Origin of the sequence: Nocardioides sp. Root140 (assembly GCF_001426745.1) — a bacterium.
Classification (GTDB): Bacteria; Actinomycetota; Actinomycetes; order Propionibacteriales; family Nocardioidaceae; genus Nocardioides.
The window spans coordinates 979,599-1,005,356 of sequence record NZ_LMFI01000001.1 but is presented as its reverse complement, the minus strand read 5'-3'; the positions used below and the strand labels follow the sequence as shown (position 1 = coordinate 1,005,356).

The 25,758-nt window shown below is 70.5% G+C and carries 25 protein-coding genes; 6 read left to right on the top strand and 19 right to left on the bottom strand.

Going from position 1 to position 25,758, the window contains the following annotated elements:
* Positions 1-5 precede the first annotated feature (5 nt).
* The 6 genes from ASD30_RS04875 to ASD30_RS04850 form a co-directional block, all read right to left on the bottom strand.
* A complete protein-coding gene (locus ASD30_RS04875) occupies positions 6-1,067 on the bottom strand; it encodes a hemolysin family protein (protein ID WP_056677616.1) in 1,062 nt (353 codons plus the stop codon).
* Positions 1,060-2,415, bottom strand: a complete 1,356-nt coding sequence (locus ASD30_RS04870) for a hemolysin family protein (protein ID WP_056677612.1) — start codon at positions 2,413-2,415, stop codon at positions 1,060-1,062. Before ASD30_RS04870 ends, ASD30_RS04875 begins: the two co-directional genes overlap by 8 nt.
* 139 nt (positions 2,416-2,554) lie before the next feature.
* A complete protein-coding gene (locus tag ASD30_RS04865) occupies positions 2,555-2,938 on the bottom strand; it encodes a hypothetical protein (protein WP_056677609.1) in 384 nt (127 codons plus the stop codon).
* A gap of 3 nt (positions 2,939-2,941) precedes the next feature.
* A complete protein-coding gene (locus ASD30_RS04860; protein WP_056677607.1) occupies positions 2,942-3,418 on the bottom strand; it encodes a hypothetical protein in 477 nt (158 codons plus the stop codon).
* A gap of 47 nt (positions 3,419-3,465) precedes the next feature.
* Entirely contained in the window at positions 3,466-6,720 is a 3,255-nt protein-coding gene (icmF, locus tag ASD30_RS04855; RefSeq protein ID WP_056677604.1) for a fused isobutyryl-CoA mutase/GTPase IcmF, read from the bottom strand.
* A 100-nt stretch (positions 6,721-6,820) separates the two neighbouring features.
* Complete coding sequence (locus ASD30_RS04850; protein WP_056677601.1) at positions 6,821-7,576, bottom strand: helical backbone metal receptor; 756 nt, start codon at positions 7,574-7,576, stop codon at positions 6,821-6,823.
* Between the two features lie 37 nt (positions 7,577-7,613).
* Here ASD30_RS04850 and ASD30_RS04845 point away from each other — a divergent pair, with 37 nt between their 5' ends.
* Positions 7,614-8,876, top strand: coding sequence for an SLC13 family permease (locus tag ASD30_RS04845; protein WP_056677598.1), 1,263 nt, complete (start codon positions 7,614-7,616; stop codon positions 8,874-8,876).
* Positions 8,877-8,884: 8 nt separating this feature from the next.
* On the opposite strand, the gene ASD30_RS04840 is transcribed toward ASD30_RS04845, so the two are convergent.
* Genes ASD30_RS04840 through ASD30_RS04830 form a run of 3 tightly spaced genes read right to left on the bottom strand, consistent with a single transcriptional unit; the run spans position 8,885 to position 11,060 of the window.
* The gene (locus tag ASD30_RS04840; protein WP_056677596.1) at positions 8,885-10,033 is read right to left on the bottom strand and encodes an NAD(P)/FAD-dependent oxidoreductase; all 1,149 of its coding nucleotides are present in this window, start codon (positions 10,031-10,033) and stop codon (positions 8,885-8,887) included.
* On the bottom strand, positions 10,030-10,638 hold the full coding sequence (folE, locus tag ASD30_RS04835; protein ID WP_056677594.1) for a GTP cyclohydrolase I: 609 nt from the start codon (positions 10,636-10,638) through the stop codon (positions 10,030-10,032). Before folE ends, ASD30_RS04840 begins: the two co-directional genes overlap by 4 nt.
* Positions 10,635-11,060, bottom strand: a complete 426-nt coding sequence (locus tag ASD30_RS04830; RefSeq protein WP_056677590.1) for a DoxX family membrane protein — start codon at positions 11,058-11,060, stop codon at positions 10,635-10,637. The genes folE and ASD30_RS04830 overlap by 4 nt, the downstream gene beginning before the upstream one ends.
* A gap of 93 nt (positions 11,061-11,153) precedes the next feature.
* On the opposite strand from ASD30_RS04830, the gene ASD30_RS04825 reads away from it, so the two are divergent.
* From ASD30_RS04825 to ASD30_RS04815, 3 genes are all read left to right on the top strand, one after another.
* Positions 11,154-11,828, top strand: a complete 675-nt coding sequence (locus tag ASD30_RS04825) for a helix-turn-helix transcriptional regulator (RefSeq protein ID WP_235532497.1) — start codon at positions 11,154-11,156, stop codon at positions 11,826-11,828.
* Positions 11,829-11,898: 70 nt separating this feature from the next.
* The gene (locus ASD30_RS04820; RefSeq protein WP_056677587.1) at positions 11,899-12,471 is read left to right on the top strand and encodes a DUF4232 domain-containing protein; all 573 of its coding nucleotides are present in this window, start codon (positions 11,899-11,901) and stop codon (positions 12,469-12,471) included.
* A gap of 54 nt (positions 12,472-12,525) precedes the next feature.
* Positions 12,526-14,043: an ATP-dependent DNA ligase gene (locus ASD30_RS04815; protein WP_056677584.1), complete on the top strand. Its 1,518-nt coding sequence runs from the start codon at positions 12,526-12,528 to the stop codon at positions 14,041-14,043.
* A 1-nt stretch (position 14,044) separates the two neighbouring features.
* Here the strand turns inward: ASD30_RS04815 and ligD are convergent, their stop codons facing one another.
* Entirely contained in the window at positions 14,045-15,007 is a 963-nt protein-coding gene (gene ligD, locus ASD30_RS04810; protein WP_056677580.1) for a non-homologous end-joining DNA ligase, read from the bottom strand.
* Positions 15,008-15,100: 93 nt separating this feature from the next.
* On the opposite strand from ligD, the gene ASD30_RS04805 reads away from it, so the two are divergent.
* A complete protein-coding gene (locus ASD30_RS04805) occupies positions 15,101-15,613 on the top strand; it encodes a SigE family RNA polymerase sigma factor (RefSeq protein WP_056677577.1) in 513 nt (170 codons plus the stop codon).
* Positions 15,597-16,490, top strand: a complete 894-nt coding sequence (locus ASD30_RS04800; RefSeq protein WP_056677574.1) for a hypothetical protein — start codon at positions 15,597-15,599, stop codon at positions 16,488-16,490. Before ASD30_RS04805 ends, ASD30_RS04800 begins: the two co-directional genes overlap by 17 nt.
* 51 nt (positions 16,491-16,541) lie before the next feature.
* Here ASD30_RS04800 and ASD30_RS04795 read toward each other — a convergent pair whose 3' ends face one another.
* The 9 genes from ASD30_RS04795 to gmk all read right to left on the bottom strand — a co-directional run bounded on the left by ASD30_RS04795 (position 16,542) and on the right by gmk (position 25,755).
* Positions 16,542-17,987 (bottom strand): RsmB/NOP family class I SAM-dependent RNA methyltransferase, encoded by a 1,446-nt coding sequence (locus ASD30_RS04795; protein ID WP_056677571.1) that lies wholly within the window; start codon positions 17,985-17,987, stop codon positions 16,542-16,544.
* Positions 17,980-18,408, bottom strand: a complete 429-nt coding sequence (locus ASD30_RS04790; RefSeq protein ID WP_056677568.1) for an MmcQ/YjbR family DNA-binding protein — start codon at positions 18,406-18,408, stop codon at positions 17,980-17,982. Before ASD30_RS04790 ends, ASD30_RS04795 begins: the two co-directional genes overlap by 8 nt.
* A 20-nt stretch (positions 18,409-18,428) precedes the next feature.
* Complete coding sequence (gene fmt / locus ASD30_RS04785) at positions 18,429-19,361, bottom strand: methionyl-tRNA formyltransferase (RefSeq protein ID WP_056677565.1); 933 nt, start codon at positions 19,359-19,361, stop codon at positions 18,429-18,431.
* Complete coding sequence (gene def / locus ASD30_RS04780) at positions 19,361-19,906, bottom strand: peptide deformylase (RefSeq protein ID WP_056677561.1); 546 nt, start codon at positions 19,904-19,906, stop codon at positions 19,361-19,363. Before def ends, fmt begins: the two co-directional genes overlap by 1 nt.
* 80 nt (positions 19,907-19,986) lie before the next feature.
* A complete protein-coding gene (locus tag ASD30_RS04775) occupies positions 19,987-22,047 on the bottom strand; it encodes a primosomal protein N' (protein ID WP_056677558.1) in 2,061 nt (686 codons plus the stop codon).
* Between the two features lie 181 nt (positions 22,048-22,228).
* Positions 22,229-23,431 carry a methionine adenosyltransferase gene (metK, locus tag ASD30_RS04770; protein ID WP_056677555.1) on the bottom strand — a complete coding sequence of 401 codons (1,203 nt, stop codon included), beginning with the start codon at positions 23,429-23,431 and terminating at the stop codon, positions 22,229-22,231.
* Between the two features lie 96 nt (positions 23,432-23,527).
* Positions 23,528-24,784 (bottom strand): bifunctional phosphopantothenoylcysteine decarboxylase/phosphopantothenate--cysteine ligase CoaBC, encoded by a 1,257-nt coding sequence (gene coaBC / locus ASD30_RS04765; protein ID WP_056677553.1) that lies wholly within the window; start codon positions 24,782-24,784, stop codon positions 23,528-23,530.
* Positions 24,785-24,799: 15 nt separating this feature from the next.
* Entirely contained in the window at positions 24,800-25,126 is a 327-nt protein-coding gene (rpoZ, locus tag ASD30_RS04760) for a DNA-directed RNA polymerase subunit omega (RefSeq protein WP_056679305.1), read from the bottom strand.
* A gap of 53 nt (positions 25,127-25,179) precedes the next feature.
* A complete protein-coding gene (gene gmk / locus ASD30_RS04755) occupies positions 25,180-25,755 on the bottom strand; it encodes a guanylate kinase (RefSeq protein ID WP_056677549.1) in 576 nt (191 codons plus the stop codon).
* Positions 25,756-25,758 lie beyond the last annotated feature (3 nt).

Below are 25,758 nucleotides of genomic sequence, written 5' to 3'. Positions count from 1 at the left end.
GGATGTCACCCTAACTGGCCGGGGGTGTCTTCGAGGTGTGCGGCATCGCGGATCTCGCCGACGAGTTCCTCGAGCACGTCCTCCATGGTGGCCAACCCGAGCGTGCGGCCCTCGGTGTCGACCACGCGGGCCATGTGTGCGCCCTTGCGCTGCAGTGTCTCGAGTGCGTCGTGCAGGACGTCGTCGGGACGGACCGTCGCGAAGGCGTGGATCCACTTGTCGTCGATCACGCGGGTACGCCGACGCGGGTCGGTCTCGAGCACGTCCTTGATGTGGAGGTAGCCGATCGGCTCGCCCTCGCTGTCGCAGATCGGGAAGCGGGAGTAGCCCGTGGCGGCACAGAGGTCCTCCACGTCGGCCGCCGTACAGCCGCGGGGCAGGGTGCTGAGCTCGGCCATCGGCAGCAGCACCGACTCCATCGACCGCTCGGTGAACCCGAGGGCGCCGGCCAGCCGGTCGTACTCCTCGTCGGCGAGCAGTCCTTCACCGCGTGACTCCTCGACCAGCGCGGCCACCTCTTCGCGGGTGAAGGTCGAGGAGACCTCGTCCTTCGGCTCCACGCGGAGCAGCCGCAGCGTGACGTTGGCGATCCAGTTGAGGCCCACGATGATCGGGTGCAGCACGGTGACGATGGCCATCATCGGCGGGCCCAGGACCAGCGCGGCACGGTCGGGTCCGGCCAGCGCGATGTTCTTGGGAACCATCTCTCCGAGGACGACGTGGAGGTAGACCACGATGGTCATCGCCACCACGAACGACACCGGGTGGAGCAGGTTCTCCGGCACGTGGAGGGCGTGGAAACCGGGCTCGAGCAGGTGCGCCACCGCCGGCTCACCGACGGCACCGAGGCCGAGCGAACAGATCGTGATGCCCAACTGGGCGCCGGCCATCATCAGGGAGACGTTCTCCATGGCCCGCAGCGTGGTCCGCGCCACGGAGGACCCGGCCTGGGCGCGGGGCTCGATCTGCGTGCGCCGTGCGGAGACGAGCGCGAACTCGGCACCGACGAAGAACGCGTTGAAGCCCAGCAGCACCACGGCGATCACGACTCCGGTGAGGTCACCCATCGTGCACCTCCTCGGTCCGGACCGAGAGCCGGATCCGGTCGACCCGCAGTCCGTCCATGTGCTCGACCTTCAGCACCGCGATCTTCCGCGGCAGCTCGTCGTCATCGTCGTCGAGCTCGACCGGGAGCGGCACCTCGGCGACGTCACCGGCGACCGGGATGCGGCCGAGCTCGCGCAGCACGAGGCCGGCGATGGTGTCGTAGTCCTCGTTGGCGGGCAGGTCGACCCCGGTGACGTCCTCGACCTCGTCGGGCCGGAGCAGGCCGCTCAGCGACCACGTGCCGTCGCGTCGCTGGCGCACCCGCGCACCGAGGCGGTCGTGCTCGTCGGAGATGTCGCCGACGATCTCCTCGACGACGTCCTCGAGGGTCACGATGCCCGCCTGGCCGCCGTACTCGTCGAGGACGACGGCCATCTGGAACCCGTCACGGCGCAGCAGCGCCAGCAGCGGGTCGAGCTTGAGGGAGTCGGGAACCACGATCGGCTTCACCATGATGTGCTTGATGCGGGTCGTGGCCCGCTCGTGCAGCGGCAGGGCCACGGCGTGCTTCACGTGCACCGTGCCGACCACGGCGTCGGCGTCGTCGAGCACCGGGAAGCGGGAGTGGCCGGTGCCGCGGGCCAGCTCGATCACCGTGCTCGCCCGGTCGGTGGCCTCGACACTGGTCGTGCGCACCCGCGGCGTCATGATCTCGCCGGCGGTGCGCGTGCCGAACTCCACGGAGCGCTCCATCAGCTCGGCGGTGTCGGGGTCGAGGGTGCCCTGGTCGGCGGACCGGGCGATCAACGAGGCCAGCTCGTTGGTGCTGCGGGCCGAGCGCAGCTCCTCCTGCGGCTCGATGCCGAGGCGACGCACCAGCACGTTCGCCGATCCGTTCAGCACCCGGATCGGGTACTTCATGGCGGTCGTGAAGCCGCGCTGCAGACGGGCCGTGGCCCGGGCCGTCTCGAGGGGCATCGCGATCGCGAGGTTCTTGGGGACCAGCTCTCCGAAGATCATCGTCAGCGCCGTGCTCAGTGCCAACGCGAAGCCGATCGCCGTCGGGTGGACGGCACCGTCGGGCAGCCCCATGGCGCCGAGCGGGTCGCGGATCAGCTCGGCGATCGCGGGCTCGGCCAGGAAACCGATGGCGAGGTTCGTGACCGTGATGCCGACCTGTGCCCCGGAGAGCTGGGTCGACAGGGACCGCAGGGCCTTCTGCACGCCGATCGCGCCGGCGTCACCGGCCGCGGCGGCCTTGTCGACCGCGTTGCGGTCGACGGTCACCAACGCGAACTCCGCCGCGACGAACACACCGCAGGCGAGGATGAGGAGCACGGCAAGGCCGAGCAACAACCAGGCAGTCATCGTGGCTCTCCCCCGTTCGGCACGGGATCAATGAGCTGGGGACTTTGAGAACCGTCCATGAGTGGTGTGCGTCAGCTGCTTTCGAATCGGGGCCGGACGCGGATCAGCGTACAGAAGTCGGCCACACGATCGCCAACCGTTACGCGTCGGTCGTGCCCCGTGGCCCGGCCAGGGCTGCGGCCACCGACCAGAGGCCCACTGCCACGGCGCCGACCAGTGCGGGCCACGCCCACGCCGACAGCCAGTGCTCGACGCGGACCGTTGCCGCCACCACGCTGGCCAGATGGAGCACCACGGCGGTGATCCAAGGCCACGGTGTGCGTCGTACGCCGACCGCGGCGGCGAGCAGCACGAGCGGGGTGAGCAGCACTGCGACGTACCACCACGCGTAGCCGTCGGCACCGAGGCCGCGCAGCGTGCCGACCACGTGTCCCGGTGCGCCACCGAGTCGCAGGACACCGGCACCGGCGATCACCGAAGTGGTGATCGTCAGCGTGGCGGAGAGGCGGAAGCTGCCCGACATCCCTTACGGGCGGGGGCCGTCGCGCTGGTCGATGTCGACGTCGGCGATGCAGGACCTGTCGCCGTCCTTCTCGACCTCCACCTCGACCACGCCGTAGCCCTCGGCGAGGCCACCGTCGTCGCTCCAGATGGTCAGCACGAAGGAGCCCTCGGCCTCGCCCTCGACGTCGGAGGCCTCGACGTGGATCTCCGGGTCGTCGGTGCCGGCCTCGTCCTTGCCGGCGTCGACGAACTCCTCGACCTTCTCGCGCTGCTCGTCGGTCGGCGCATCGCAGAGCAGGTCGATGCCGGCGTCGACGTCGATGTCCTCGCCGGCCTCGACCGCCGCGTCCGCGACGTCCTGGACGGACTCCGCTCCCCCGCGGTTGACCGCCCAGACGACGGCCGCCGTGCCGAACAGGATCACCAGGATGCCCGCGAGCACGAAGGCGATCTTGCGGTTGTTCGGCGGCGTGGGTGAGGGGCTCACGTTGTGGCTCATGCCCGCATTCTCACCCGCGCCGCCCCTGTTCACACCTCAGGCGCACCTCACACGTTGCGGCGGTACTGGCCGCCCACCTCGAAGAACGCCTCGGTCACCTGCTGGAGCGAGCACACCCGAGCGGCGTCCATCAGCACGGCGAAGACGTTCTCGCCGCCGATCGCGGCCTCCTTCAACCGGGCGATGGCCCGGTCGGCCTCGCTGCGGTGCGTGTCCTGGAAGGCGTGCACACGGTCGAGCTGCGACTTCTTCTCCGCCTCGGTCGCGCGGGCCAGCTCGACGGTGTGGTCCTCCTCGCCCGCACTCTCGGGGCGACGGAACGTGTTGACGCCGATGATCGGCAGCGAGCCGTCGTGCTTGCGGTGTTCGTAGAGCATCGACTCGTCCTGGATGCGGCCACGCTGGTAGCCGGTCTCCATGGCGCCGAGCACACCGCCGCGCTCGTTGATCCGGTCGAACTCGGCCAGCACCGCCGCCTCGACCAGGTCGGTGAGCTCGTCGATGATGAAGGAGCCCTGGAGCTGGTTCTCGTTCATCGAGAGGCCCCACTCCTTGTTGATGATCATCTGGATCGCCAGGGCCCGGCGCACGGACTCCTCGCTCGGCGTGGTGACCGCCTCGTCGAACGCGTTGGTGTGCAGCGAGTTGGCGTTGTCGTTGATCGCGATGAGCGCCTGGAGCGTGGTGCGGATGTCGTTGAAGTCCATCTCCTGCGCGTGGAGCGAACGACCCGAGGTCTGCACGTGGTACTTCAGCTTCTGCGAGCGCTCGTTGGCCCCGTACTTCTCCTTCATCGCGACCGCCCAGATGCGTCGGGCGACACGGCCGATCACGGAGTACTCCGGGTCCATGCCGTTGGAGAAGAAGAACGACAGGTTCGGCGCGAAGTCGTCGATGTCCATGCCACGCGCGAGGTAGGCCTCGACGTAGGTGAAGCCGTTGGCCAGCGTGAACGCGAGCTGGCTGATCGGGTTCGCCCCGGCCTCGGCGATGTGGTAGCCGGAGATGGAGACCGAGTAGAAGTTGCGGACCTGGTTCTGGATGAACCACTCCTGGATGTCGGCCATCATGCGCAGGCTGAACTCGGTGGAGAACAGGCAGGTGTTCTGGCCCTGGTCCTCCTTGAGGATGTCGGCCTGCACGGTGCCGCGCACGTTGGCGAGGGCGTACGCCGCGAGCATGGCGCGCTCGTCGTCGTTGGGCGCGCGGCCCTCCTTCTCGTGGAACGCGTCGACCTGCTGGTCGATGACCGTGTTGAGGAAGAACGCCAGCACCGTCGGCGCCGGACCGTTGATCGTCATGCTGACGCTGGTGGACGGGGCGACCAGGTCGAAGCCGCCGTACAGCACCTTCATGTCGTCGAGGGTGGCGACCGAGACACCGGAGGTGCCGACCTTGCCGTAGACGTCGGGGCGCAGGTCGGGGTCGCGACCGTAGAGGGTCACCGAGTCGAACGCGGTGGACAGGCGGGTGGCCTCGCCCTCGTGGCTGAGGATCTTGAACCGGCGGTTGGTGCGGGCCGGGTCGCCCTCGCCCGCGAACATCCGGGCCGGGTCCTCCCCGTCACGCTTGAACGGGAACACGCCCGCGGTGAAGGGGTAGTAGCCGGGCAGGTTCTCCTTGCGCCAGTAGCGCACCAGCTCACCGTGGTCGTCGAACTTCGGCAGCGAGACCCGCGGGATCTTGTTGCCCGACAGCGACTCCTTGGTCAGGCGCGTGTGGATCTCCTTGTCGCGGACCTTCACGACCTGCTCGTCGCCGGAGTAGGACTCCACGACCTTGGGCCAGTTCTCGATCTGGTCGGCGACCTCGTGGGGCAGCTGCTTGCGTGCGCTCGCGAGCAGTTCGGGCACACCGCCCGCCTCGGCCTTCGCTTCGGCCAGCGCTGCCTGGACGGCCTCGACCTGCTGCACCTTGCGCGCTGCGGCGACGAGGTCCTCGGTCTCGGCGTGGTACTTGCGGACGGTCTCGGTGATCTCGGCCAGGTAGCGCACCCGTTGGGTCGGCACGACCTGGGCGATGCCCGAGGAGTGGCGTACGTCGACCCGCGGCAGCACGCCCTCGGCGACCGGGAGCCCGAGCTCGCCGAGCGAGGCCAGGAGGTGCTGGTAGAGCGCGGTGACGCCGTCGTCGTTGAACGTGGCGGCACTGGTGCCGAAGACCGGCATGTCCTCCGGCTTCTTGCCGAACGCCTCCTTGTTGCGGACCAACTGGCGGCCGACGTCGCGCAGGGCGTCCATCGCCCCGCGGCGCTCGAACTTGTTGATCGCGACGGTGTCGGCGAAGTCGAGCATGTCGATCTTCTCGAGCTGGGAGGCGGCACCGAACTCGGGCGTCATGACGTACATGGAGGTGTCGACGAAGGGCAGGATGCCCGCGTCGCCCTGGCCGATGCCGGGGGTCTCGACGACGACGAGGTCGAACCCGGCGGCCTTCACGACCGTGATCACGTCGGCGAGGCCTTCAGGGATCTCGTGACTCCCGCGGGTGGCCAGCGAGCGGAACATCGTGCGCTCGCCGTCGAGCGAGTTCATCCGGATGCGGTCACCGAGCAGGGCGCCACCGCCGCGCCGACGGGTCGGGTCGACCGCGATCACGGCGACCCGCAGCTTGTCCTCCTGGTCGACCCGGAAGCGACGTACGAGCTCGTCGGTGAGGCTGGACTTGCCGGAACCACCGGTGCCGGTGATGCCCAGCACGGGTGCGGTGCGCGCGTTCGCGGCGTCCTGCAGTGCGGAGAGGACGTCGGCCGGCAGCTCGCCGAGCTCGGCACCGGTCAGCGCACGGGCCACGGCGAAGCGGTCGCCGGCGATGACGGCGTCGGCGGTGACCGCGCTGTCCTTCCAGAGGTCGATGTCGCACTCGCGGATCATCTGGTTGATCATGCCGACGAGGCCGAGGCGCTGGCCGTCCTCGGGCGAGAAGATGACGACGCCGCTCTTCTTCAGGCGGGCGATCTCCTCGGGGACGATGACGCCGCCGCCCCCGCCGTAGACCTTGATGTGGCCGGCGCCGCGCTCGCGCAGCGACTCGACGAGGTATTCGAAGTACTCGACGTGGCCGCCCTGGTACGACGACACGGCGACGCCCTGCACGTCTTCCTCGATCGCGGCCTCGACGACCTCCTGGACCGATCGGTTGTGGCCGAGGTGGATGACCTCCGCGCCCTGGCTCTGGAGGATCCGCCGCATGATGTTGATCGATGCGTCGTGCCCGTCGAAGAGGCTCGAGGCGGTGACGAACCGAACCGGGTTCACGGGCTTGTGGAGTTCGGGCTTGTGGAGGTCGGTCGAAGTGCTCACGTTTCGGCTCCAGAACAGAGATAGTTGGACGTCCTAGTTAAATAGTAGGACGTCCTAGGAATTGTGCAAAGCCACCGTGGCACGGCTCACACGAGGGCACTCAGCAGAGTCGTCCCAGCTCGGTGTGCGCCTCCACCAGCGATGGGCCGTACCAGGTGAGCAGTCGTCCGCTGACCAGTCGGGTCGTCGCGTCGGCGAAGGCCTCGGGTCCGTCGTCGGCGGTGAAGACGTAGGGCTCGTCGGGCAGGAGCACGAGGTCCGGCGTGCGCCCTTCGATGTCGGCCACCGTCACCGACGGGTAGCGGTCCTCATGGTCGTCGTAGACGTTGACCAGGCCGAGGCGGCGCAGCACGTCGCCGGTGAAGGTGTGCGACCCGACCACCATCCACGGGTCACGCCAGATCGCCACGGCCGCGGTCGCCACCGCCTCCGGCACCTCGCGCCCCCACAGCCGCCGCGCCTCCACGAGCCAGTCCGGCACGTCGAGCGCCAGCGCCTCCGCGAACAGGCGCTCCATGCTGTCGAGTGCCTGCGGCACGGACTCGGTGACGGTCACCCACACAGCGATGCCGCGCTCGCGGAGCCGGCGTACGTCGAGCTCGCGGTTCTCCTCCTTGTTGGCGATCACCAGGTCGGGCTCGAGCTTCGCGATGTGATCGAGGTTGGGGTTCTTGGTGCCGCGCACACGTGCGACGTCCAGGTCCCCCGGGTGGGTGCACCAGTCGGTGGCGCCGACGAGAACGCCGGGTGCCGACGTGGCCAGGGCCTCGGTGAGTGACGGGACCAGCGAGACCACACGCCGCGCGTGCTGTCGGAGGGGAACCTCGTGGTCCAGGTCGTCGAGTAGGGGCGACATGGACGTGAGACTAGTGGCCGGCGTCTAGGCTTCGGCGGTGCCGTTCGTCGTGGACCTCGTCGGGGTCGCCTGCCTGGTCGCCCTGCTGGCGGTGGCGTTCCTGCACCCGCGCGGTCGCCACGAGCTGCTCGCGGGGGTGGCCTGCGCGGGCGCCGTGCTGGCCGTCGGTGCCGTGTCGTTCGCCGAGGTCGGCGACCAGGTCCGGACCCTGTTGCCGGTCGTGCTGTTCCTCGCCGCGATCCTCGTGGTCGCGGAGCTGTGCGCGGCCGAGGGCCTCTTCGCGGCGGTGGGCCAGCGAGTTCGCCGAGCAGGCCGGGGCAGCCCGCGCAGGCTCGTGGTGCTGACGTTCGTGGTGGCGTCGGCGGTCACGGCCGTCCTCAGCCTGGACGCGACCGTCGTGCTGCTGACTCCGGTCATCGCAGCCGCGGCCACCGGCACCGGTGCACAGCGAGCAGGCATGCACGCGTGCGTCCGGCTGGCCAACTCTGCCTCGCTGCTGCTGCCGGTCTCGAACCTGACGAACCTGCTGGCACTCCCCCACCTGGACCTCTCGTTCACCACGTGGGTGCTGCTGATGGCACCGGTGTGGGTCGTCGTGATCCTGGTCGAGTACGCCGGTGTGCTGCTGGTCTTCCCGGAGGCCCGGCGGCGCCGTTCGTCTTCCGGGGTGGTGCCGGACCCGGCCGAGCCTCTTCGGATGCCGCTGGTTCCGCTGGTCACGGTCGTCGCGATGCTCGCCGGCTTCGCCGCGGGATCGGCCATCGACGTCGACCCGTTCTGGGTGGCCGGCGCCGCTGCAGTCGTGCTTGTCGTGCACGCACTCTCACGGCGTGCCACGCGCGCGATCGCCGTCGTACATGCTGCACATCTGCCGTTCGTGGTCTTCGTGCTGTGCCTGGGCGTGGTGGTCCTCGCGGTCACCGACTCGTTCCTGGGCGAGGCGGTGGCCGGCCTCATCCCGTCGAGCGACGGCCTCGTCTCCCTGCTGCTGGTCGCCGTCCTCGCCACGGCCTTGGCGAACCTGGTCAACAACCTGCCCGCGACGTTGCTGCTGGTCCCGTTGGTCGCGCCCCTCGGCCCGGTGGCCGTGCTGGCGGCACTGATCGGGCTCGACGTCGGCTCGGGGCTCACCTACCCCGGATCGTTGGCCAACCTGTTGTGGCGGCGTACGTTGCGACGGCACGGGTCGTCCGTGGACACCCGGCTGTTCCACCTCCATGCCGCGGTCGTGACGCCGGTCGCCGTACTCGTGGGCACCACGGTGCTCTGGGCCTGGGCGGCCGGGACAGGTCTGGCCTGAGGCCTCGCTCAGCGCGGCTTGCCGACTGCGGCGCGGATCTCGTCGGTGGCGTCCCAGTCGTTGACGTGCATGCCCGCCACGACCAGCCCGTCGCGGATCCAGAAGGCGCGGTAGGTGCCGGAGGCGGGGTCGCCCTCGAACTCCACGGACGTGTAGCCGTCGGGGCCGACGCTGCCGACGTACTCCATGCCGAGGTCGTACTGATCGGTGAAGAAGTAGGGCAGCCGGTCGTAGTCGACGTCCTCGCCGAGCAGGACGCGGGCCGCGTGCCGGCCCTGGTGGATCGCGGTGTCCCAGTGCTCGACGCGGATCCGCCTGCCCAGCGTCGGGTGCAACTGGTTGGCGACGTCGCCGGCCGCGAAGACCCGCGGGTCGGAGCTGCGCAGGTCCTGGCCGACCAGGATGCCGTTGTCGACCGAGAGGCCCGCGGCCCTGGCCAGGTCGTCGACGGGCTCGACCCCGATGCCGACCACGATCAGGTCGGACCCGATCGCCTCGCCGTCGGCCAGGTGCACCGTGCCGTCGGCGTCGATGCTCGTGACGCTGGCCGACAGGCGGAGGTCGACACCGTGGGAGCGGTGCAGGTCGGCGAAGTGCCCGGCCACCTCGGGGCCGAGGACTCGAAGCAGGGGCAGCTCGAGCGACTCGACGATCGTGACCTCCGTGCCGGCCTCGCGAGCGGCGGCGGCGACCTCGAGCCCGATCCAGCCACCGCCGATGATGACGAGGCGGCGGCCCTCACCGAACGACGACTTGAGGGCGGCGCTGTCCTCGAAGGTACGCAGGTAGGCCACCGGCGCACCGCTCTCGTCGGCCATCGCAAGGTGACGGGGCCGGGATCCGGTGGCCAGGAGCAGGCGGTCGAACACCAGCCGCTCCTCCCCTGCCAGGACGGCGCCGGTGTCGAGGTCGAGCGCGTCGACGGCCGTCGCAGTACGCAGGTCGACCTCGTGGTCGGCGTACCACTCCTTGGTGTGGACGATGGCCGAGTCGGGTTCGTCCTTGCCGAGGAGAACACCCTTGGAGAGCGGCGGTCGTTCGTAGGGGAGGTGCGCCTCGTCGGCGAAGACGGTGAGCTCCCCGAGGTGCCCGCGGTCTCGCAGTTCGGCGGCTGCGTTCGCGGCAGCGAGGCCGCCCCCGACGATCACGATCTTCATGTCTTCTCCCTCGCTGGTCTGGTCAGGGTCAGGAACTCGGCCCTGCCTGACGGGTCCTCGCGCAACCTGCCGGACAGGGCGGACGTCACGGTGCGGGCCCCCGAGACGCGGGCACCGCGGAGGCTCATGCAGGTGTGCTCGGCTTCGATCACCACACCCACCCCCTTCGGCGACAGGGCACGCTGCAGGTGGTCGGCGACCTCCTGCGTCAGTCGTTCCTGAGTCTGGGCCCTGCGCGCATGGAACTCAACGAGTCTGGCGAACTTCGAGAGGCCCAGGATCCGGTCACCGGGCAGGTAGCCGACGTGTGCCACACCCCAGAAGGGAAGCATGTGGTGCTCGCACAGGGACTGGACCGGGATGTCCTGCACGAGCACGAGCTCGTCGTACCCCTGCTCGTTGGGGAACGTCGTGAGGTCGAAGTCGCGGGCCCTCAGCATCTCGAGATAGGCATCGGCCATACGACGTGGGGTGTCGAGCATGGCCGGGGTCTCGATGGGGAGCCCGAGGGCGGTGAGGAAGCGGGCGCAGGACTCCTCCACCGCCCTCGGGTCGATGTCGCCCCGGGCATGCGTGATGCGGGGACGCAGTGGGGTCGCGGTCATCGGCCGGTCGCCGAGTGCCGGGCGCGGGCAAGGAGGGCCAGGGCGAGGGCGCCGACCAGGAGGCCGAAGTCGCGGAGGGCCACGTCGTAGTACTCCCCCATGGTGAGCAGGTTGAGGATGATGCCGGCCAGCCAGGCCGCGACGAGCAGGGCACCGAACCGCGGCGCGAGGGCGACCGCGAGGCCAGCGACGATCTCGATGACACCGACCGCCAGAATGGCCTGGTGGGCGGATCCCGGCACGAGGTCGTTGATCCACGGAGCCAGGTAGTCCTCCCAGTCAGTGAGGAGACCGGCGAACTTGTCCAGCCCGAAGACGATCGGGGCGATGGTGAAGACGGTGCGGAGCAGGAAGAACGCCTGCTCCACCGGCGAGTTCGTGGCCCACTGCGAGGTGGGGGCGGGAGACTGCTGAGTGGTCATGGTGACCTCCGGTTTTCTAAAGTAGACTTTTCTCTACGTTAGACCTTCCAGGAGTGTAAGGTCAATGATCATCTCCTTTAGAAGGGCGCGATCGTGGTGGATCTGGCAGGACAGGCCTCGAGCATCGGTGCGCTCGCCGAGCCGGTACGCCGAGCGCTCTACGAGTACGTCGCCACGCAAGCCGATCCGGTCAGCCGGGAGCAGGCCGCGAGCGCGGTCGACGTACCGGCCCACACCGCGAAGTTCCACCTGGACAAACTGGTCGACGAGGGGCTGCTGGAGACCGAGTTCCGCCGCCTGTCGGGTCGCACCGGTCCGGGGGCCGGACGGCCCAGCAAGCTCTACCAGCGCAGCGCCCGCGAGTTCGCGGTGTCGCTGCCCGAGCGCCACTACGACCTGGTCGGGCACATCCTCGCGTCGGCCGTCGAGCAGGCGGCGCGCGGCACGTCGCTCGACGACGCGCTCAGCAGTGCCGCCACCGAGCACGGCCGCGTCGACGGCCAGTCCGCGGAGTCGGGAGTCGAGGACCCACTCGACCGACTTGCCGAGACCCTGTCCGGACGCGGCTACGAGGCCCGCCGCGAGGACGACACCGTCACGCTGGCCAACTGCCCGTTCGACAGCCTGGCCAAGCAGCACACCGAGCTCGTGTGCGGCCTCAACCGTGACTACGTGCAGGGTGTGGCCGACGGCCTCGGTTGCACCGGCGTCGAGGCCTGCCTCGAACCCGAGGACGGCCTCTGCTGCGTGAAGTCCCACCGTCGCTGACGAACCGGATCGCGATCGATTGCGTCCTACCCGTGAAGGGACTCTCCCTCACTCACGGAAGGACCGCACCATGAAGATCATGATCCGCGCCGCGGCTGCCGCGGCAGCGCTCTGCTGTCTTGCACCGGCCTGTCTCGCGCTGACCGCGCCCACCCAGGCCGCGCCCACCCAGGCCGCGCCCACCCAGGCCGCACCGGCCCCGGCCGCCTCGTCGCAGACCACTCCGGCCTGCACCAACGCCGACCTGCACGTCGACTATCGCTACAGCGACAGTGGGGCCGGCAGCAGCTACGGCTGGATCCGCGTCACCAACGTGTCGCGCCACGCCTGCCGTACCGGCGGCTACGGCGGCGTCTCGTACGTCGGGGACGGTGACGGCACGCAGATCGGGCACGCGGCGATCCGGGTGAACCGGGCAGCCGTGCGCCAGTACGTCGTACGCCCCGGCCAGAGGCTGGTCAGCTCACTGCAGATGGTCAGGGCCGGCAACTACTCGAAGTCGACCTGTCGCCCGGCCCGCGTGGACGGCTTCCGGGTCTACGTGCCGAACGCCTACCGCTCGCAGTTCGTCGCGCACCGCACGACCGGCTGCCGCAACACAGCTGTCCACCTGTTGTGGCAGCGGCCGTACCACCGCCCCTGAGCCCCACCGGCGCCGAGAGTCCCGACTGTCGGCGCACTCGGGCATGCTGGTCGCATGCAGCTCGCACGAGTGATCGCCACGTCGGCGGCGGTGGCCGCGACCCGGTCCCGCAACGAGAAGGTGGCCGCCCTGTCCGACACGCTCCGTGAGGCCGTGGAGTCGGGCGCGCCGGTCGAGGTGGTCACCGACTACCTCGCCGGGGTGCTCCCCCAGCGCCGCATCGGAGTCGGCTGGCGGGGCATGGCGAAGCTGCCCGAGCCGGCCGAGTCGCCGTCGCTCCTCGTCACCGAGGTCGACGCCGCCCTGACCGCGATCGGCGTGCTCTCCGGGCAGGGGTCGACGGCCCAGCGCAGCGCTGCGGTCGCCGAGCTCTTCGGCCGGGCGACCGCCGATGAGCAGGCCTGGTTGCGCGGGCTGATCACCGGAGAGATGCGCCAGGGCGCGGGTGACGGCGTGATGCTGAAGGCGATCGCGGTCGCCGCCGAGGTCGACGAGCTGGCCGTGCGCCGGGCGGTGATGCTGGCCGGGTTCGCCGGACCGGTGGCCGCGGCAGCGCTCACCGGCGGAAGCGCGGCCCTCGACGAGGTGCTCCTCGAGGTCGGTCGCCCGCTGCGTCCGATGCTGGCCGCGTCGGCGCCCGACATCGCCTCGGCGCTCGCCGACGGTGTCGAGGTGGCCCTCGACTCCAAGCTCGACGGCATCCGCATCCAGGCGCATCTCGACCACGGCACCGTGCGCCTGTTCACCCGCACCCTCGACGACGTCACCGACCGACTGCCCGAGGTGGTCGAGGCGGTGGCCGCTCTCTCGGCCGACACGGCAGTGCTCGACGGCGAGGTGATCGCGGAGGCCGACGGCCGCCCCCAGCCGTTCCAGGTCACCGGCTCCCGCACCATGAGCAGCGCCGACCCCGATCGCATGCGCACCGAGATCCCGCTGTCGACGTACTTCTTCGACCTCCTGCACCTCGACGGCCGCGACCTCGTCGACGTGCCGGCGCTCGAGCGCTGGAGGCTGCTCTCGGAGGTCGCACCAAGGCACGTCGTCCCCCGCCTGCTGACCTCCGACGTCACCGAGGCCGAACAGTTCTTCGCCGACCGGCTCACCGCCGGCCACGAGGGCGTCGTGGTGAAGGACCCGCAGGCGCCGTACGCCGCCGGCCGTCGCGGTGCCGGTTGGGTGAAGGTCAAGCCGCGGCACACGCTCGACCTGGTCGTGCTGGCCGTCGAGTGGGGCAGCGGGCGGCGACGCGGCTGGCTGTCCAACATCCACCTCGGTGCGCGTGATGCCGAGACGGGCGAGCTGGTGATGTTGGGCAAGACGTTCAAGGGGATGACCGACGACATGCTGACCTGGCAGACCGAGCGGTTCCTCGAGCTCGAGACGCACCGCGAGGGACACGTCGTGTTCGTGCGGCCGGAGCAGGTCGTGGAGATCGCCTTCGACGGCGTGCAGAGATCGTCGCGCTACCCCGGTGGTGTGGCCCTGCGGTTCGCGCGGGTGTTGCGCTACCGCGACGACAAGCCGGTCGGCGAGATCGACACGGTCGGGCAGGTGCGCGGGCTCCTCTGAGTCACGCGTCGGGCTCGGCGGGGGTCTCCTTGCCCTCACGCTCGTCGCGGTCGGCCCACTCCCGCAACACGCCGATGTCGAAGACGTGGTCGTCGATGTCGGCGTGCAGGTCGCCGATCTCCGCGAAACGTGCGGGCATCGTCTGGATGGTGAAGTCGTTGGGCTCGACGTCGTCGATCTCGTCCCACGTCACCGGGGCCGAGACGCGGGCCTCCGGCACACCGCGCACGGAGTAGGCCGCGGCGATCGTGTGGTCGCGGGCGTTCTGGTTGTAGTCGACGAAGAGGTGGTGCGGGTCGCGGTCCTTGCGCCACCACGTGGTGGTCACGTCGTCGGGCATCCGGCGCTCGACCTCGCGTGCGAAGGCCAACGCTGCCCGGCGTACCTCCTTGTGACCGTGGTCGGGACGGATCCGCACGTAGACGTGCAGGCCGGACCCGCCGCTGGTCTTCGGGAACCCGGTGGCACCGAGCTCGTCGAGGATCTCGTGCGCCACCCCGGCCACCCGCTGCACCTGCGGCCAGTCCGACAGCGGACCGGGATCGAGGTCGATGCGCCACTCGTCGGGCTTCTCGGTGTCCTCGCGGCGACTGTTCCACGGGTGGAACTCGACAGTGGACATCTGCACCGCCCAGATCACGTGGGCCAGCTCGGTCACGCAGAGCTCGTCGGCGGTCCGGTTCCACCGCGGGAAGTGCAGCTGCACGGTCTCGATCCAGGGCGGTGCTCCCTGCGGGATCCGCTTCTGGTGCACCTTGTCGCCGGCCAGGCCCTTGGGGAAGCGGTGCAGCATGCACGGTCGTTCGAAGAGGGCGTTGACGATGCCCGGGCCGACGGCGAGGTAGTACTCCACCAGGTCGAGCTTGGTCGCGCCGAGCTCCGGGAAGTAGACGCGCTCGGGGTTGCTGACCCGCACGAGGCGATCGTCGACCTCGAGCTCGACTGCGGGCGATGAGGAGGCCATGCCCTCAACGTAGCGTCCGGCAGCCCCGAGGCGTCGCAGAAATACTTCGGCGCGAACCGGCACGTGATCGGGTGGCCGACACGTCAAGTGGGTGTGAAGGAAGACAGGACGGGCCCCGGGACCGTCGAGTTCGAGGAGTTCGCCCGTGCGACGGGCCAGCGTCTCTACCGTGCGGCGATGCTGCTGACCGGCGACCATCACCTGGCCGAGGACCTGACCCAGGCGACGTACGCCCGACTCTTCGCATCCTGGCGTCGGGTACGGCGCACCGACCACCCGGTCGCGTATGCCCGCACCGCACTGTTCAACGAGTTCATGTCGCACAAGCGCCTGCGTCGCAACTCCGAGCGACCGGTCGACGTCCTGCCGGAGGAACCGGTCGACTCCCCCGGCTCCGACGAGCGGCTCGACCTGATGGCTGCTCTTGCCCACCTGTCGCCGGCCGACCGGCTCATCCTCGTCTGCCGCTACTGGGAGGACCGCAGCGTCACCCAGACCGCCGGTGAACTGTCGCTGACCGAGGCCACCGTCCGCTCCCGTTCCCGTCGGGCCCTCGCCCGGCTCCGCCACCACCTCGAGAAGGAAGACCATGACGCACTCCGATGACCATGACCTGCGCACCCGCATGCACGACTCGCTCGCCGGTGCCTCCCTCGACCTCGACACCCTCGTCGACGTGGCCACGCAGGCCGGCACCCGAATCCGCCGTCGTCGTACCGTCGGCACCTGCCTCGCCGCCGCGGCCTGTGTCAGCGTCCTTGCTGTCGGCGGGACGGTACTCGGGCTGCCGGGTGGTGGATCCGGGAACGGCGCGGTGGCCGCGGCCCCCAGCGCAACCTCGACGCCGTCACCCTCCACGCCGTCGCCCACCGTCAGCCCGGTGGTCCGCACCCGCACTCTCACCGCGGCCCTGGTCGCGAAGGTGTCCGACCTGGTGCCCGGGACGACCAAGGCGTACGGCGGGCAGGACGATCACCTGATCCTCTCCTACGTGAACCGGACCCAGGCTGAGGGGAACGGCGCCTTCGACTTCACGCCCACCGCCACCGGCGATGCCGGACGCGTCTTCGTCGGGTTCCAGCCGACCGCGCCCGACCCCACCCTGTTCACGTGTCAGCGGCAGAGCGGCAAGTACTCCGACGACGTCGGCTCATGCACGCGCACCGTGACGGCCAGCGGGAGCACGGTGATCACGTTCGAGGAGCAGGTCCCGCAGGTCGACGGCAGCACCCTGGTGATCCGCACCGCCGACGCGCTGCAGGCCGACGGCTCCCGGGTGACCATCCGGGCCAGCAACTCGGTCGAGCCCAGTGACGGAGCCAAGGGCCAGCAGGTGTTCACGGTGGAGGGCGACCCCGGACTCACCCTGGCGCAACTCCGCACCCTGGTCGCCCAGGACGGGTGGAGCCTCCAGGGCATCGAGCAGTACGCCGACGCCGGCAAGGCGCTCGCGCCGTTCGACGACTTCTCCCAGAAGAGCTGATCAGCCAGAAGAACTGATCAGCCAGAAGAACTGATCAGCCGGAGGAGCTGATCAACGCCTACGCAGCAGGGCCAGGAACATCGCGTCGGTCTGGTGCCGGTGCGGCCACAGCTGCACGGTCCCCGGCATCGGCCCGGCGACGTCGTCGAGGTGCACGCCCGGCACCGATCCGAGGATCGCGGGGGCGTCGAGGAGCTCGACGTCGTCGCGGGTGGCGAGCAGGTGCTCCACCACCTCACGGGTCTCGGCCATCACCGGCGAGCACGTGACGTAGCCGACGACTCCCCCTGCGCGCGTGGCGATGACCGCCTGCTCGAGCAAGGCCCGCTGCAGCGGCACCAGCCCGGCGACGTCTTCCGGCGTGCGCCGCCAGCGGGACTCCGGGCGTCGGCGCAGGGCACCCAGGCCCGAGCACGGCACGTCGACCAGCACCCGGTCGAACGTGCCCGGAGCCCAGGCCGGTCGGGTTCCGTCGGCGACCACGATGCCGGCCATGCCCGCTCCGACCCGGGCGGTGGCGCGGCGCACCAGGCCGGCCCGGTGCTCCTGTCGCTCCGAGGCCAGCAGTCGGGCACCGCGGCCGGTGGCCAGCGCGGCCACCAGGGCGGACTTGCCACCCGGTCCGGCGCACGCGTCGAGCCAGCGTTCGTCGCGACCCTCGATGGGAGCCGCGGCCCAGGCCAGCGCCACTGCCTGGGAGCCCTCGTCCTGGACGCCGGCGCGGCCCTGCGCCACGGCTTCGACGGCTCCGGGGTCGCCACCGGGCAGCGCGACGGCGTACGGCGTACGCCCGGTCGCCTCGCCACCGGCTTCGGTGAGCTCGTCGACGGTCACCAGACCGGGACGGGCCACCAGGGTCACCTTGGGTGACGCGTTGTCGGCGGCCAGCAGCGCGTCGAGCTCCTCGCGCCGTTTGCCCGCGGCGAGGGCGTGGCCGAGCTGCTCGACCACCCAGCGCGGGTGCGAGTGCGCGATCGTCGCGAAGCCGAGGGTGTCAGCGGGTGCGAGCAGGCGGATCCACTCGTCGAGGTCGTGCTCGGTCACGCGGCGCAGCACGGCATTGGTGAACCCGGCAGGACCCTGACCCACGCGGGCGCGGACCAGGTCGACCGTGGTGCTGATCGCGGCGTGGGTCGGCACCCGCATCGACAGCAGCTGGTGGGTGCCGAGCCGCAGCGCGTCGAGCACCTTGGCCTCCACCTTCGGGCGGTCGAGGCAGGCGCGGATGATCGCGTCGTAGGTGCCCTGCCGGCGGATCGTGCCGGAGACCAGCTCGGTCACGAACGCGGCGTCGCGGCCACTCAGGCCCTGCTCGGCCAGGACGTGCGGGAGCACCAGGTTGGTGTAGGCGTCCTCGAGTCGGACCAGCTTCAGCACGTCGTACGCAGCCGCCCGAGGCGGGTCGACCTTGGCATTGGGTGCCGGGGGCCGACCGCCGGAGCTCGTGGTCGGACGCCGCGCACCACGTGCTGCACCGCCGCGGCGCGGGTCAGCCATCCGTGGACCGTTCGGCGAAGAACTCCCTGGCCAGCCGCTTGGGCGCCTTGGACGCCCAGGCGTCGGTGATGATCTCGGTCAGCTCGTCGAGGTCGATCTCGCCGAGGCGCGACTCCTGCACCAGCACCGCCCGGAAACCGTTGAAGTGGTCGACGGTGAAGAACGGCAGGCGTTCGTCGGCGACGAGGGCTTCCTTGTCCTCGAGCGTCGGGGTGTGGATCACCAGCAGGTCGTCGTACATCTCACCTGTTTCGGGATCGATCGCGGTCCTGTGCGGCATGCGGTGGAGCACGAAGCCCTTGCCCTTGTCGCCCTTGGGCACCTTGTACGTCGGGCGGTCGCCCCACGACGTGCCGAACTCGACCTCGGGCAGCGACAGGCAGATCGTCTCGATGTCCTCAGGTGTGGCCCCGCGCGTCATGGCAACGACGGTAGTCGCACTCACCCGTCACCGAAACGCGTGCCCGGCTCGAGGCGGACGCCGCGGGCCCAGTCGGCCGCGTTCATCTGCTTCTTCCCGAACGCCTTGACCTCGCCCAGCTTCACCGGGTCGGTGCCGGTGCCGACGTGCACGGAGTTCTTGCCGACAGCCAGCACGCCGGGGGCCAGCGGCTCGTGTTCGGTGTCGATGGTGACCGGGCCGATCTTGATCCGCTGCTCGTCGTGGGTCGACCAGGCACCCGGGCCGGGCGTGCAGGCCCGGACGCGGCGGTCGACGCGTACGGCGGGCTCGGTCCAGTCGACGGCGGCGTCGTCGACGAGGATCTTCGGCGCGATGCTGACGCCCTCGTCGGGCTGCTCGCGGGCCTCGAGCTGGCCGTCGGCGATGCCGTCGAGGGTGGCCACCAGCAGGCCCGCCCCGCCCTGGGCCAGGCGGCCGAGGAGGTCGCCGGCGGTGTCGGTGGGCCGGATGGTCTCGGTCATCACGCCGAAGACGGGTCCGGCGTCGAGCGCCTTGACGATGCGGAACGTGGTGGCACCGGTCATCTCGTCGCCGGCCCAGATTGAGTGCTGCACCGGGGCTGCTCCGCGCCAGGCGGGCAGCAGCGAGAAGTGCAGGTTGATCCAGCCATGCTCGGGGATGTCGAGGGCCGACTGCGGCAGGAGTGCGCCGTACGCCACGACGGGACAGCAGTCGGGTGCGAGGGCCGTCAGCTGCTCCTGGAAGTCGGGGTCGCGGGGGTGCTCCGGCTTGAGCACCGGGATGCCGAGCTCCTCGGCGCGCTGGGCGACGGGCGAGGCGACCAGCTTGCGCCCCCGGCCCGAGGGGGCGTCGGGGCGGGTGACCACGCCGACCAGCTCGTGGGGGCTGGCCGCGATCGCCTCGAGCGCGGGTACGGCGACCTCGGGGGTGCCGGCGAAGACGACCCGCATCAGAGACCGAACCCGTTCGTGGCGTGGGGCGAGACCTTGACCTTGGGCTTCTCGAGGCCGAACCAGTCGGACTCGCGGATCGTGCGCATGGCGTCCTTGCGGGCCTCGGTGTCGAGCTTGTCGATGAACAGCACGCCGTCGAGATGGTCGGTCTCGTGCTGGATCGCGCGGGCCAGCAGCTCGGACCCCTCGATCCTCACCGGCTCGCCGTGCATGTTGAACCCCGACGCCACCACCGACATCGCGCGTCGGCAGTCGTAGGTCAGCTCGGGCAGGGACAGGCAGCCCTCGGGGCCGAACTGGGTCTCCTCGGAGAGGTCGAGCACCGGGTTGACCAGGTGGCCGAGCTCGCCGTCGACGTTCCAGGTGAAGACGCGGACTCCCACACCGATCTGCGGTGCGGCCAGGCCAGCCCCCGGGGCCTCCAGCATGGTGTCGGTCAGGTCCGCGACGAGAGCGCGCAGTTCCTTGTCGAACGTGGTGACCTCGAGGGCGCGGCTGCGCAGGATCGGGTCACCGAAGAGTCGGATCGGCTGGATGGCCACGGTTCTCCTTGGTGGGTCGAGTGCGCGGGCAAGTGTAGACGTCTGCGGCCTGTGGGGGCATTCCCCCGGTGGGGGGGACGTCAGAGGCCCGGCGGGTCGACGTGCACCCTCACGGCATCGAGCTTGCGGGCCGAGCGGAGCCGTTGCAGCTCGCCGAGTGAATCACTGAGTGCGGGTCCGTGACTGCGCGGCACCCGCAGCACGGCCCGGAACTCCGGACTCTCGGGAGCCGTGTGGCCCGGAGCGGCCGGGACCTCGATCGGACCCAGCAGCTCGGCGCCCTCGGGCTTGCTCAGGAGGGTCAGGGCGTCGTCGAGGGGTCCGGCAGAGCCGGTGATCGTGGCCATCCGGCTGGCCGGCGGCAGGTGTGCGGAGCGCCGTTCCTCCATCTCGCGTCGGGCGAAGCCGCCCGGGTCCCACCGCACCAGTGCCTGGAGGGTCGGCTCGGCCGGGTCGCCGACCGCCACGACCTTCCCACCGGGGGCGGCGAGGGCTGCGGCGTTCATCCAGCGGCGCAGGGCCTCCTCGGCGGTGCGGAGGTCGAGGCGGGCCAGCACGAGCCAGGTGTCGAGCAGGATCACGGCGGCGTATCCCCCGTCGGCGACCGGTTCGGCCCCGGGTGTGGCGACCACGATCGCCGGCTTGGCGTCGACCCGGCTCAGCACCCGGTCTCCGCTGGAGCTGCGCACCACCGTGCGCGGGAAGGTGCGGCCGAGCTCCTCCGCCGTACGCGCGTCACCACGCACCGGTGCCCGAAGGCCGCGGTGACCGCAGGTGGTGCAGGCGAAGTCGGGGTGGACCGTGCCGCACCAGGCGCAGGCGACGGCCTGCTCGCTGCTGGCCTGGCGCAGCGGGCCCGTGCAGCTGCCGCAGCGGGCCGGGGTGCGGCAGCGTTCGCAGGCCAGGGACGCCGCGTAGCCGGCCCGCGGTGCCTGCACCAGGACGGGTCCGTCGGCCAGGGCGGAGCGGATCGTGTCGAACGCGAGCGCCGGGAAGCGGGTGGCGCGGGCCATCGGGTCGCGCTCGAGCTCACGGTCGGTGGCGCCGGTGACCGCGACCGTGAGGCCGTCGCGCAGCGCTTGGCGGGTCGGCAGGATCTCGGCCGCCCAGCCCGTGGTGAGGAGGTATTCGGCCTCGACGGTGCGGGCGAACCCGCCGACCAGGGCCGCGGCACCCTCGGCCTCAGCGCGCATCAGCAGCACCTCACGGGTGTGCGGGTAGGGCGCGCGGGGCTCGGCGTAGAGGTCGTCGCCGTCGTCCCAGATCACCAGCAGGCCGAGATCGTGGACCGGCGCGAAGACCGCTGCCCGGGTGCCGACCACGATGCGGCGGACGCCACGGGAGACGGAGAGGAAGTCGCGGTAGCGGGCGGCCGGCCCGCTGTCGGCGGTGAGCGTGACGTGGTGACCGGTGCCGAGCACGGCCGTCAGGGCGGCGTCGACCCGGGCGACGTCCTTGCCGTCAGGCACGCAGATGATGCTGCCGCGGCCCGAGGCGTACGTCGCAGCAGCCGCGTGGGCGAGCCTCGTGGGCCAGTCGGTGCCCGGTGCGGCGGACCAGACGGCACGCGGGGAACGGCCGTCGGCCAGTGCCTCGACGAAGCCGGCACCGTGGGTGTCCGCGGACCAGGCCAGGCCGGCCTCGGCAGCGCCCTCGGGTCGGCGCACCGGTGCCGGCTCCGACGACTCCTTCTCGGTGGTGGCGTGCCGTGGCGGCACCGCAAGTCGAAGCACGTCGGCGCGACTGCCCGCGTATCTCCGGGCGACCTGCTCGCTCAGCGCGGCGATCGCCGCGGCGAGCACCGGCTCCGCGCTGACCACGCGACGCAGGGGCTGGAGCCGGCCGGTGTGGTCGCTGCTGGCCACCCGGGCCACGACGAACGCGTCGACGTCCTGTCCGGCGAACCTGACCTTCACCCGGGCACCGGGCACGGCGGCGTCGGCCATCGCCGAGGGCACCGCGTAGTCGAAGGGCCGGTCGAGGTGGGCCAGCGGCAGGTCGACCAGCACCTGCGCGACCGGGTCGACGTCGGCGAACTCGATCGCCTTCTTGGCCGGGGCCTTGCCCTTGGCCCGCGCACGCACGAGTCCGGGCAACAGCTCGGGCTGCCCGGTGAGGTCGTCGTACGTCGGCTTGGTCATCGGGGCATTCCTACCAGTCGCGGCCGACAGGCCCCGTCGTACGCCGGGAGTTGGTCGGCGCACGGGTCGGGGGCGGGGCGAGGGTCGAGCCGACTCCCCACAGAAAACGCGCACTCCCCACGCGAAAACTCGCGTGGGGAGTGCAGGTTTCCCCGGTGCACCGGGGAATGCGACGAACGGATCAGCCGGAGACGGCGGCCTTGAGGGCATCGGCGCGGTCGGTGCGCTCCCAGGTGAACTCGGGGAGCTCGCGACCGAAGTGGCCGTAGGCAGCGGTCTTGGCGTAGATCGGGCGGAGCAGGTCGAGGTCGCGGATGATCGCGGCCGGGCGCAGGTCGAAGACCTGGAGCACGGCTTCCTGGATCTTCTCGTCCGGGACGGTGCCGGTGCCGAAGGTCTCGATGAAGACACCCACCGGGTGCGCCTTGCCGATGGCGTAGGCGACCTGTGCCTCGCACTGACGGGCCAGGCCCGCGGCGACGACGTTCTTGGCCACCCAGCGCATGGCGTACGCCGCGGAGCGGTCGACCTTCGACGGGTCCTTGCCGGAGAACGCGCCGCCACCGTGACGGGCCATGCCGCCGTAGGTGTCGACGATGATCTTGCGACCGGTCAGGCCGGCGTCACCCATCGGGCCACCGACCACGAACTTGCCGGTCGGGTTGACCAGCATGCGGTAGTCGTCGGAGGGGATGTCGAAGCCCTCGAGCACCGCGTCGATGACGTGCTTCTTGATGTCGCCCTCGAGCGTGGGGTGGTCGATCTCGGCGGAGTGCTGCGTGGAGAGCACCACCGTGTCGATGCGCACCGGACGGTTGTCGGCGTCGTACTCGATGGTGACCTGGGTCTTGCCGTCGGGACGCAGGTAGGGCAGCGTGCCGTCCTTGCGGACCTCGGAGAGCTTCTCCGAGAGGGTCTGCGCGATCTTGATCGGCAGCGGGAACAGCTCGGGGGTGTCGTCGTTGGCGTAGCCGAACATCAGGCCCTGGTCGCCGGCACCACGCTTGTCGAGGTCGTCGTCCGAGGAGCCGACCCGCGACTCGTGGCCGTCGTCGACACCGGCGGCGATGTCGACCGACTGGCCGCCGATCGCGACCTGGACGCCACAGGTGGTGCCGTCGAAGCCCTTGTCGGAGTGGTCGTAGCCGATCTCGAGGATCTTCTTGCGGACCAGCTCGGCGACCGGAGCGTAGGCGTTGGTGCGCACCTCACCGGCGACGACGACGAGGCCCGTGGTCAACAGGGTCTCGACGGCGACGCGGAGGTTCTCCTTGTCGGCGTCGTTCTCCATGAGGTAGTCAAGAACGGTGTCGCTGATCTGGTCAGCGATCTTGTCGGGGTGACCCTCGGTCACCGACTCCGACGTGAAAAGGCGTCCAGCCACAGTGGATCTCACTCCCGAATTGTTGGTGTGCTCTCAAAACGATAGTCCAGCGGTGGAGTTACGTGCTCGTGTCTCACCGCAATCTTGCCCTGACGGTCAGGTCAGTCGCCGTGCCACCTGGTCCCAGATGGCGTGGGCCAGGGCTCCCTTGGTGCCGCGCGGGACCTCGGTCGCCTCCCCCTCCCGGGACAGGATCACCGCTTCGTTGTCGGGGCTGCCGAACACGGCTCCCCCGCTGACGTCGTTGACCACCAGCAGGTCGCAGCCCTTGCGGGCCAGCTTGGCGAGGGCGAGCTCACGCACCGTGCCGGTGTCGTCGCCGGTCTCGGCAGCGAAGCCGACGATCACCTGCGCCTCACGGGTCCGGTGGTGCGAGATCTCCTTGAGGATGTCGGGGTTCTGCTCCAGCTCGATGGCCGGCGCAGAGCCGTCGGCGGCCTTCTTGATCTTGTCGCTGCTGACGCTGGTCGGCCGGAAGTCGGCGGGCGCGGCCGCCATCACGACGGCGTCGGCGGACGCCGTGGCGCTCACCACCGCGTCGCGCAGCTCGGCCGTGGTCGACACGGGCACCACCTTGACTCCGGCCGGGTCGGGCAGCGTGACGTTGGCCGCGACCAGGGTCACCTCCGCGCCCCGGGCGGCGGCCGTGCGGGCGAGCGCGTAGCCCTGGAGGCCCGAGGAACGGTTGCCCAGGAAGCGCACGGGGTCGAGGTACTCGCGGGTGCCGCCGGCGGACACGACGACCTGCCGGCCGGTCAGGTCGGCGGGTACGGCGCCGCGCGCCAGCACGTCGGTGCAGAACTCGAAGATCTCGGCGGGCTCGGGGAGGCGCCCCTTGCCGGTGTCCTTGCCGGTGAGCCGGCCCTCGGCCGGCTCGATGACCAGGATGCCGCGGGACCGCAGGGTGGCGACGTTGGCGACCGTGGCCGGGTGCTCCCACATCTCGGTGTGCATCGCCGGGGCGAACACGATCGGGGAACGCGCGGTGAGCAACGTGTTGGTGAGCAGGTCGTCGGCGAGGCCGTGTGCCGCCTTGGCGATCAGGTCGGCGGTGGCCGGGGCGACCACGACGAGGTCTGCCGACTGCCCGATGCGGACGTGCGGCACCTGCTCGACGCCGGTCCAGACGTCGGTGGCCACCGACTTGCCGGACAACGCCGCCCACGTCGGGGCACCGACGAACTCCAGGGCGGCGGCGGTGGGTACGACGGTGACGTCGTGGCCGGACTCGGTGAAGCGGCGCAGCAGCTCACATGCCTTGTAGGCCGCGATGCCGCCACTGACTCCGAGGACGACACGAGGCCGCTCCCGCACAGCGGAAGCGGCCACGTCGTGGTGCAAGGATTCCGTCATCGGAACTCCGGGGAGTTACTCGGACGCAGTGAGATCGGGCTCCGCGGCGGCGGCAGCAGCAGCGGCCTCTTCGGCGGCGAGCTCGGCCGGGTCGATGTCGGTGCAGGTCAGGAGGTCCTCGTTGATCTCGCGCAGGGCGATCGAGAGGGGCTTCTCCTGGACGTGGGTGTCGACCAGCGGGCCGACGTACTCAAGCAGGCCCTCGCCGAGCTGGGAGTAGTAGGCGTTGATCTGCCGGGCGCGCTTGGCGCTGTAGAGGACCAGCTTGTACTTCGAGTCCGTCTTGGTGAGCAGATCGTCGATGGAAGGGTTGGTGACACCCTCGCCGGTGGGGACAGACACGTGCACACGCCTCACAAGTAGTTGGAATTGCACCCAGCGATGGCTGGATTTCATCAGGCCCGCAGAGGGGCCTTCATCAAGGTTACCAACTCGTTGGCTGCAGCGTGAACTTCGCGGTTCACGATGGTCTTGTCGAACTCGGCCTCGGCGGCGAGTTCGACCCGCGCCGTCTCGAGGCGGCGCTCGCGTTCGCGCTCGTCCTCGGTGCCGCGGCCGACCAGTCGGCGGACGAGTTCGTCCCAGCTGGGCGGGGCCAGGAAGACGAAGAGTGCCTCCGGCATGTTCACCTTGACCTGGCGTGCACCCTGCAGGTCGATCTCGAGCAGGGCCGGCCGGCCGGACGCCAGTGCCTCGTCGACGGGGCCGCGCGGGGTGCCGTAGCGGGCCGCCTTGTGCACGACCGCCCACTCGAGCAGCTCGCCACGCTCGACCATCTCGTCGAAGCGCTCGTCGGAGACGAAGTGGTAGTGCACACCCTCGACCTCGCCGGGACGCGCCGGGCGGGTGGTCACCGACACGGAGATCCACACGTCGGGGTGGTCGTCGCGGATCACCGAGGCCACGGTGCCCTTGCCGACCGCGGTGGGTCCGGCCAGGACGACGAGCCGGTTGGACTGGGGTGCCGTCAAGTC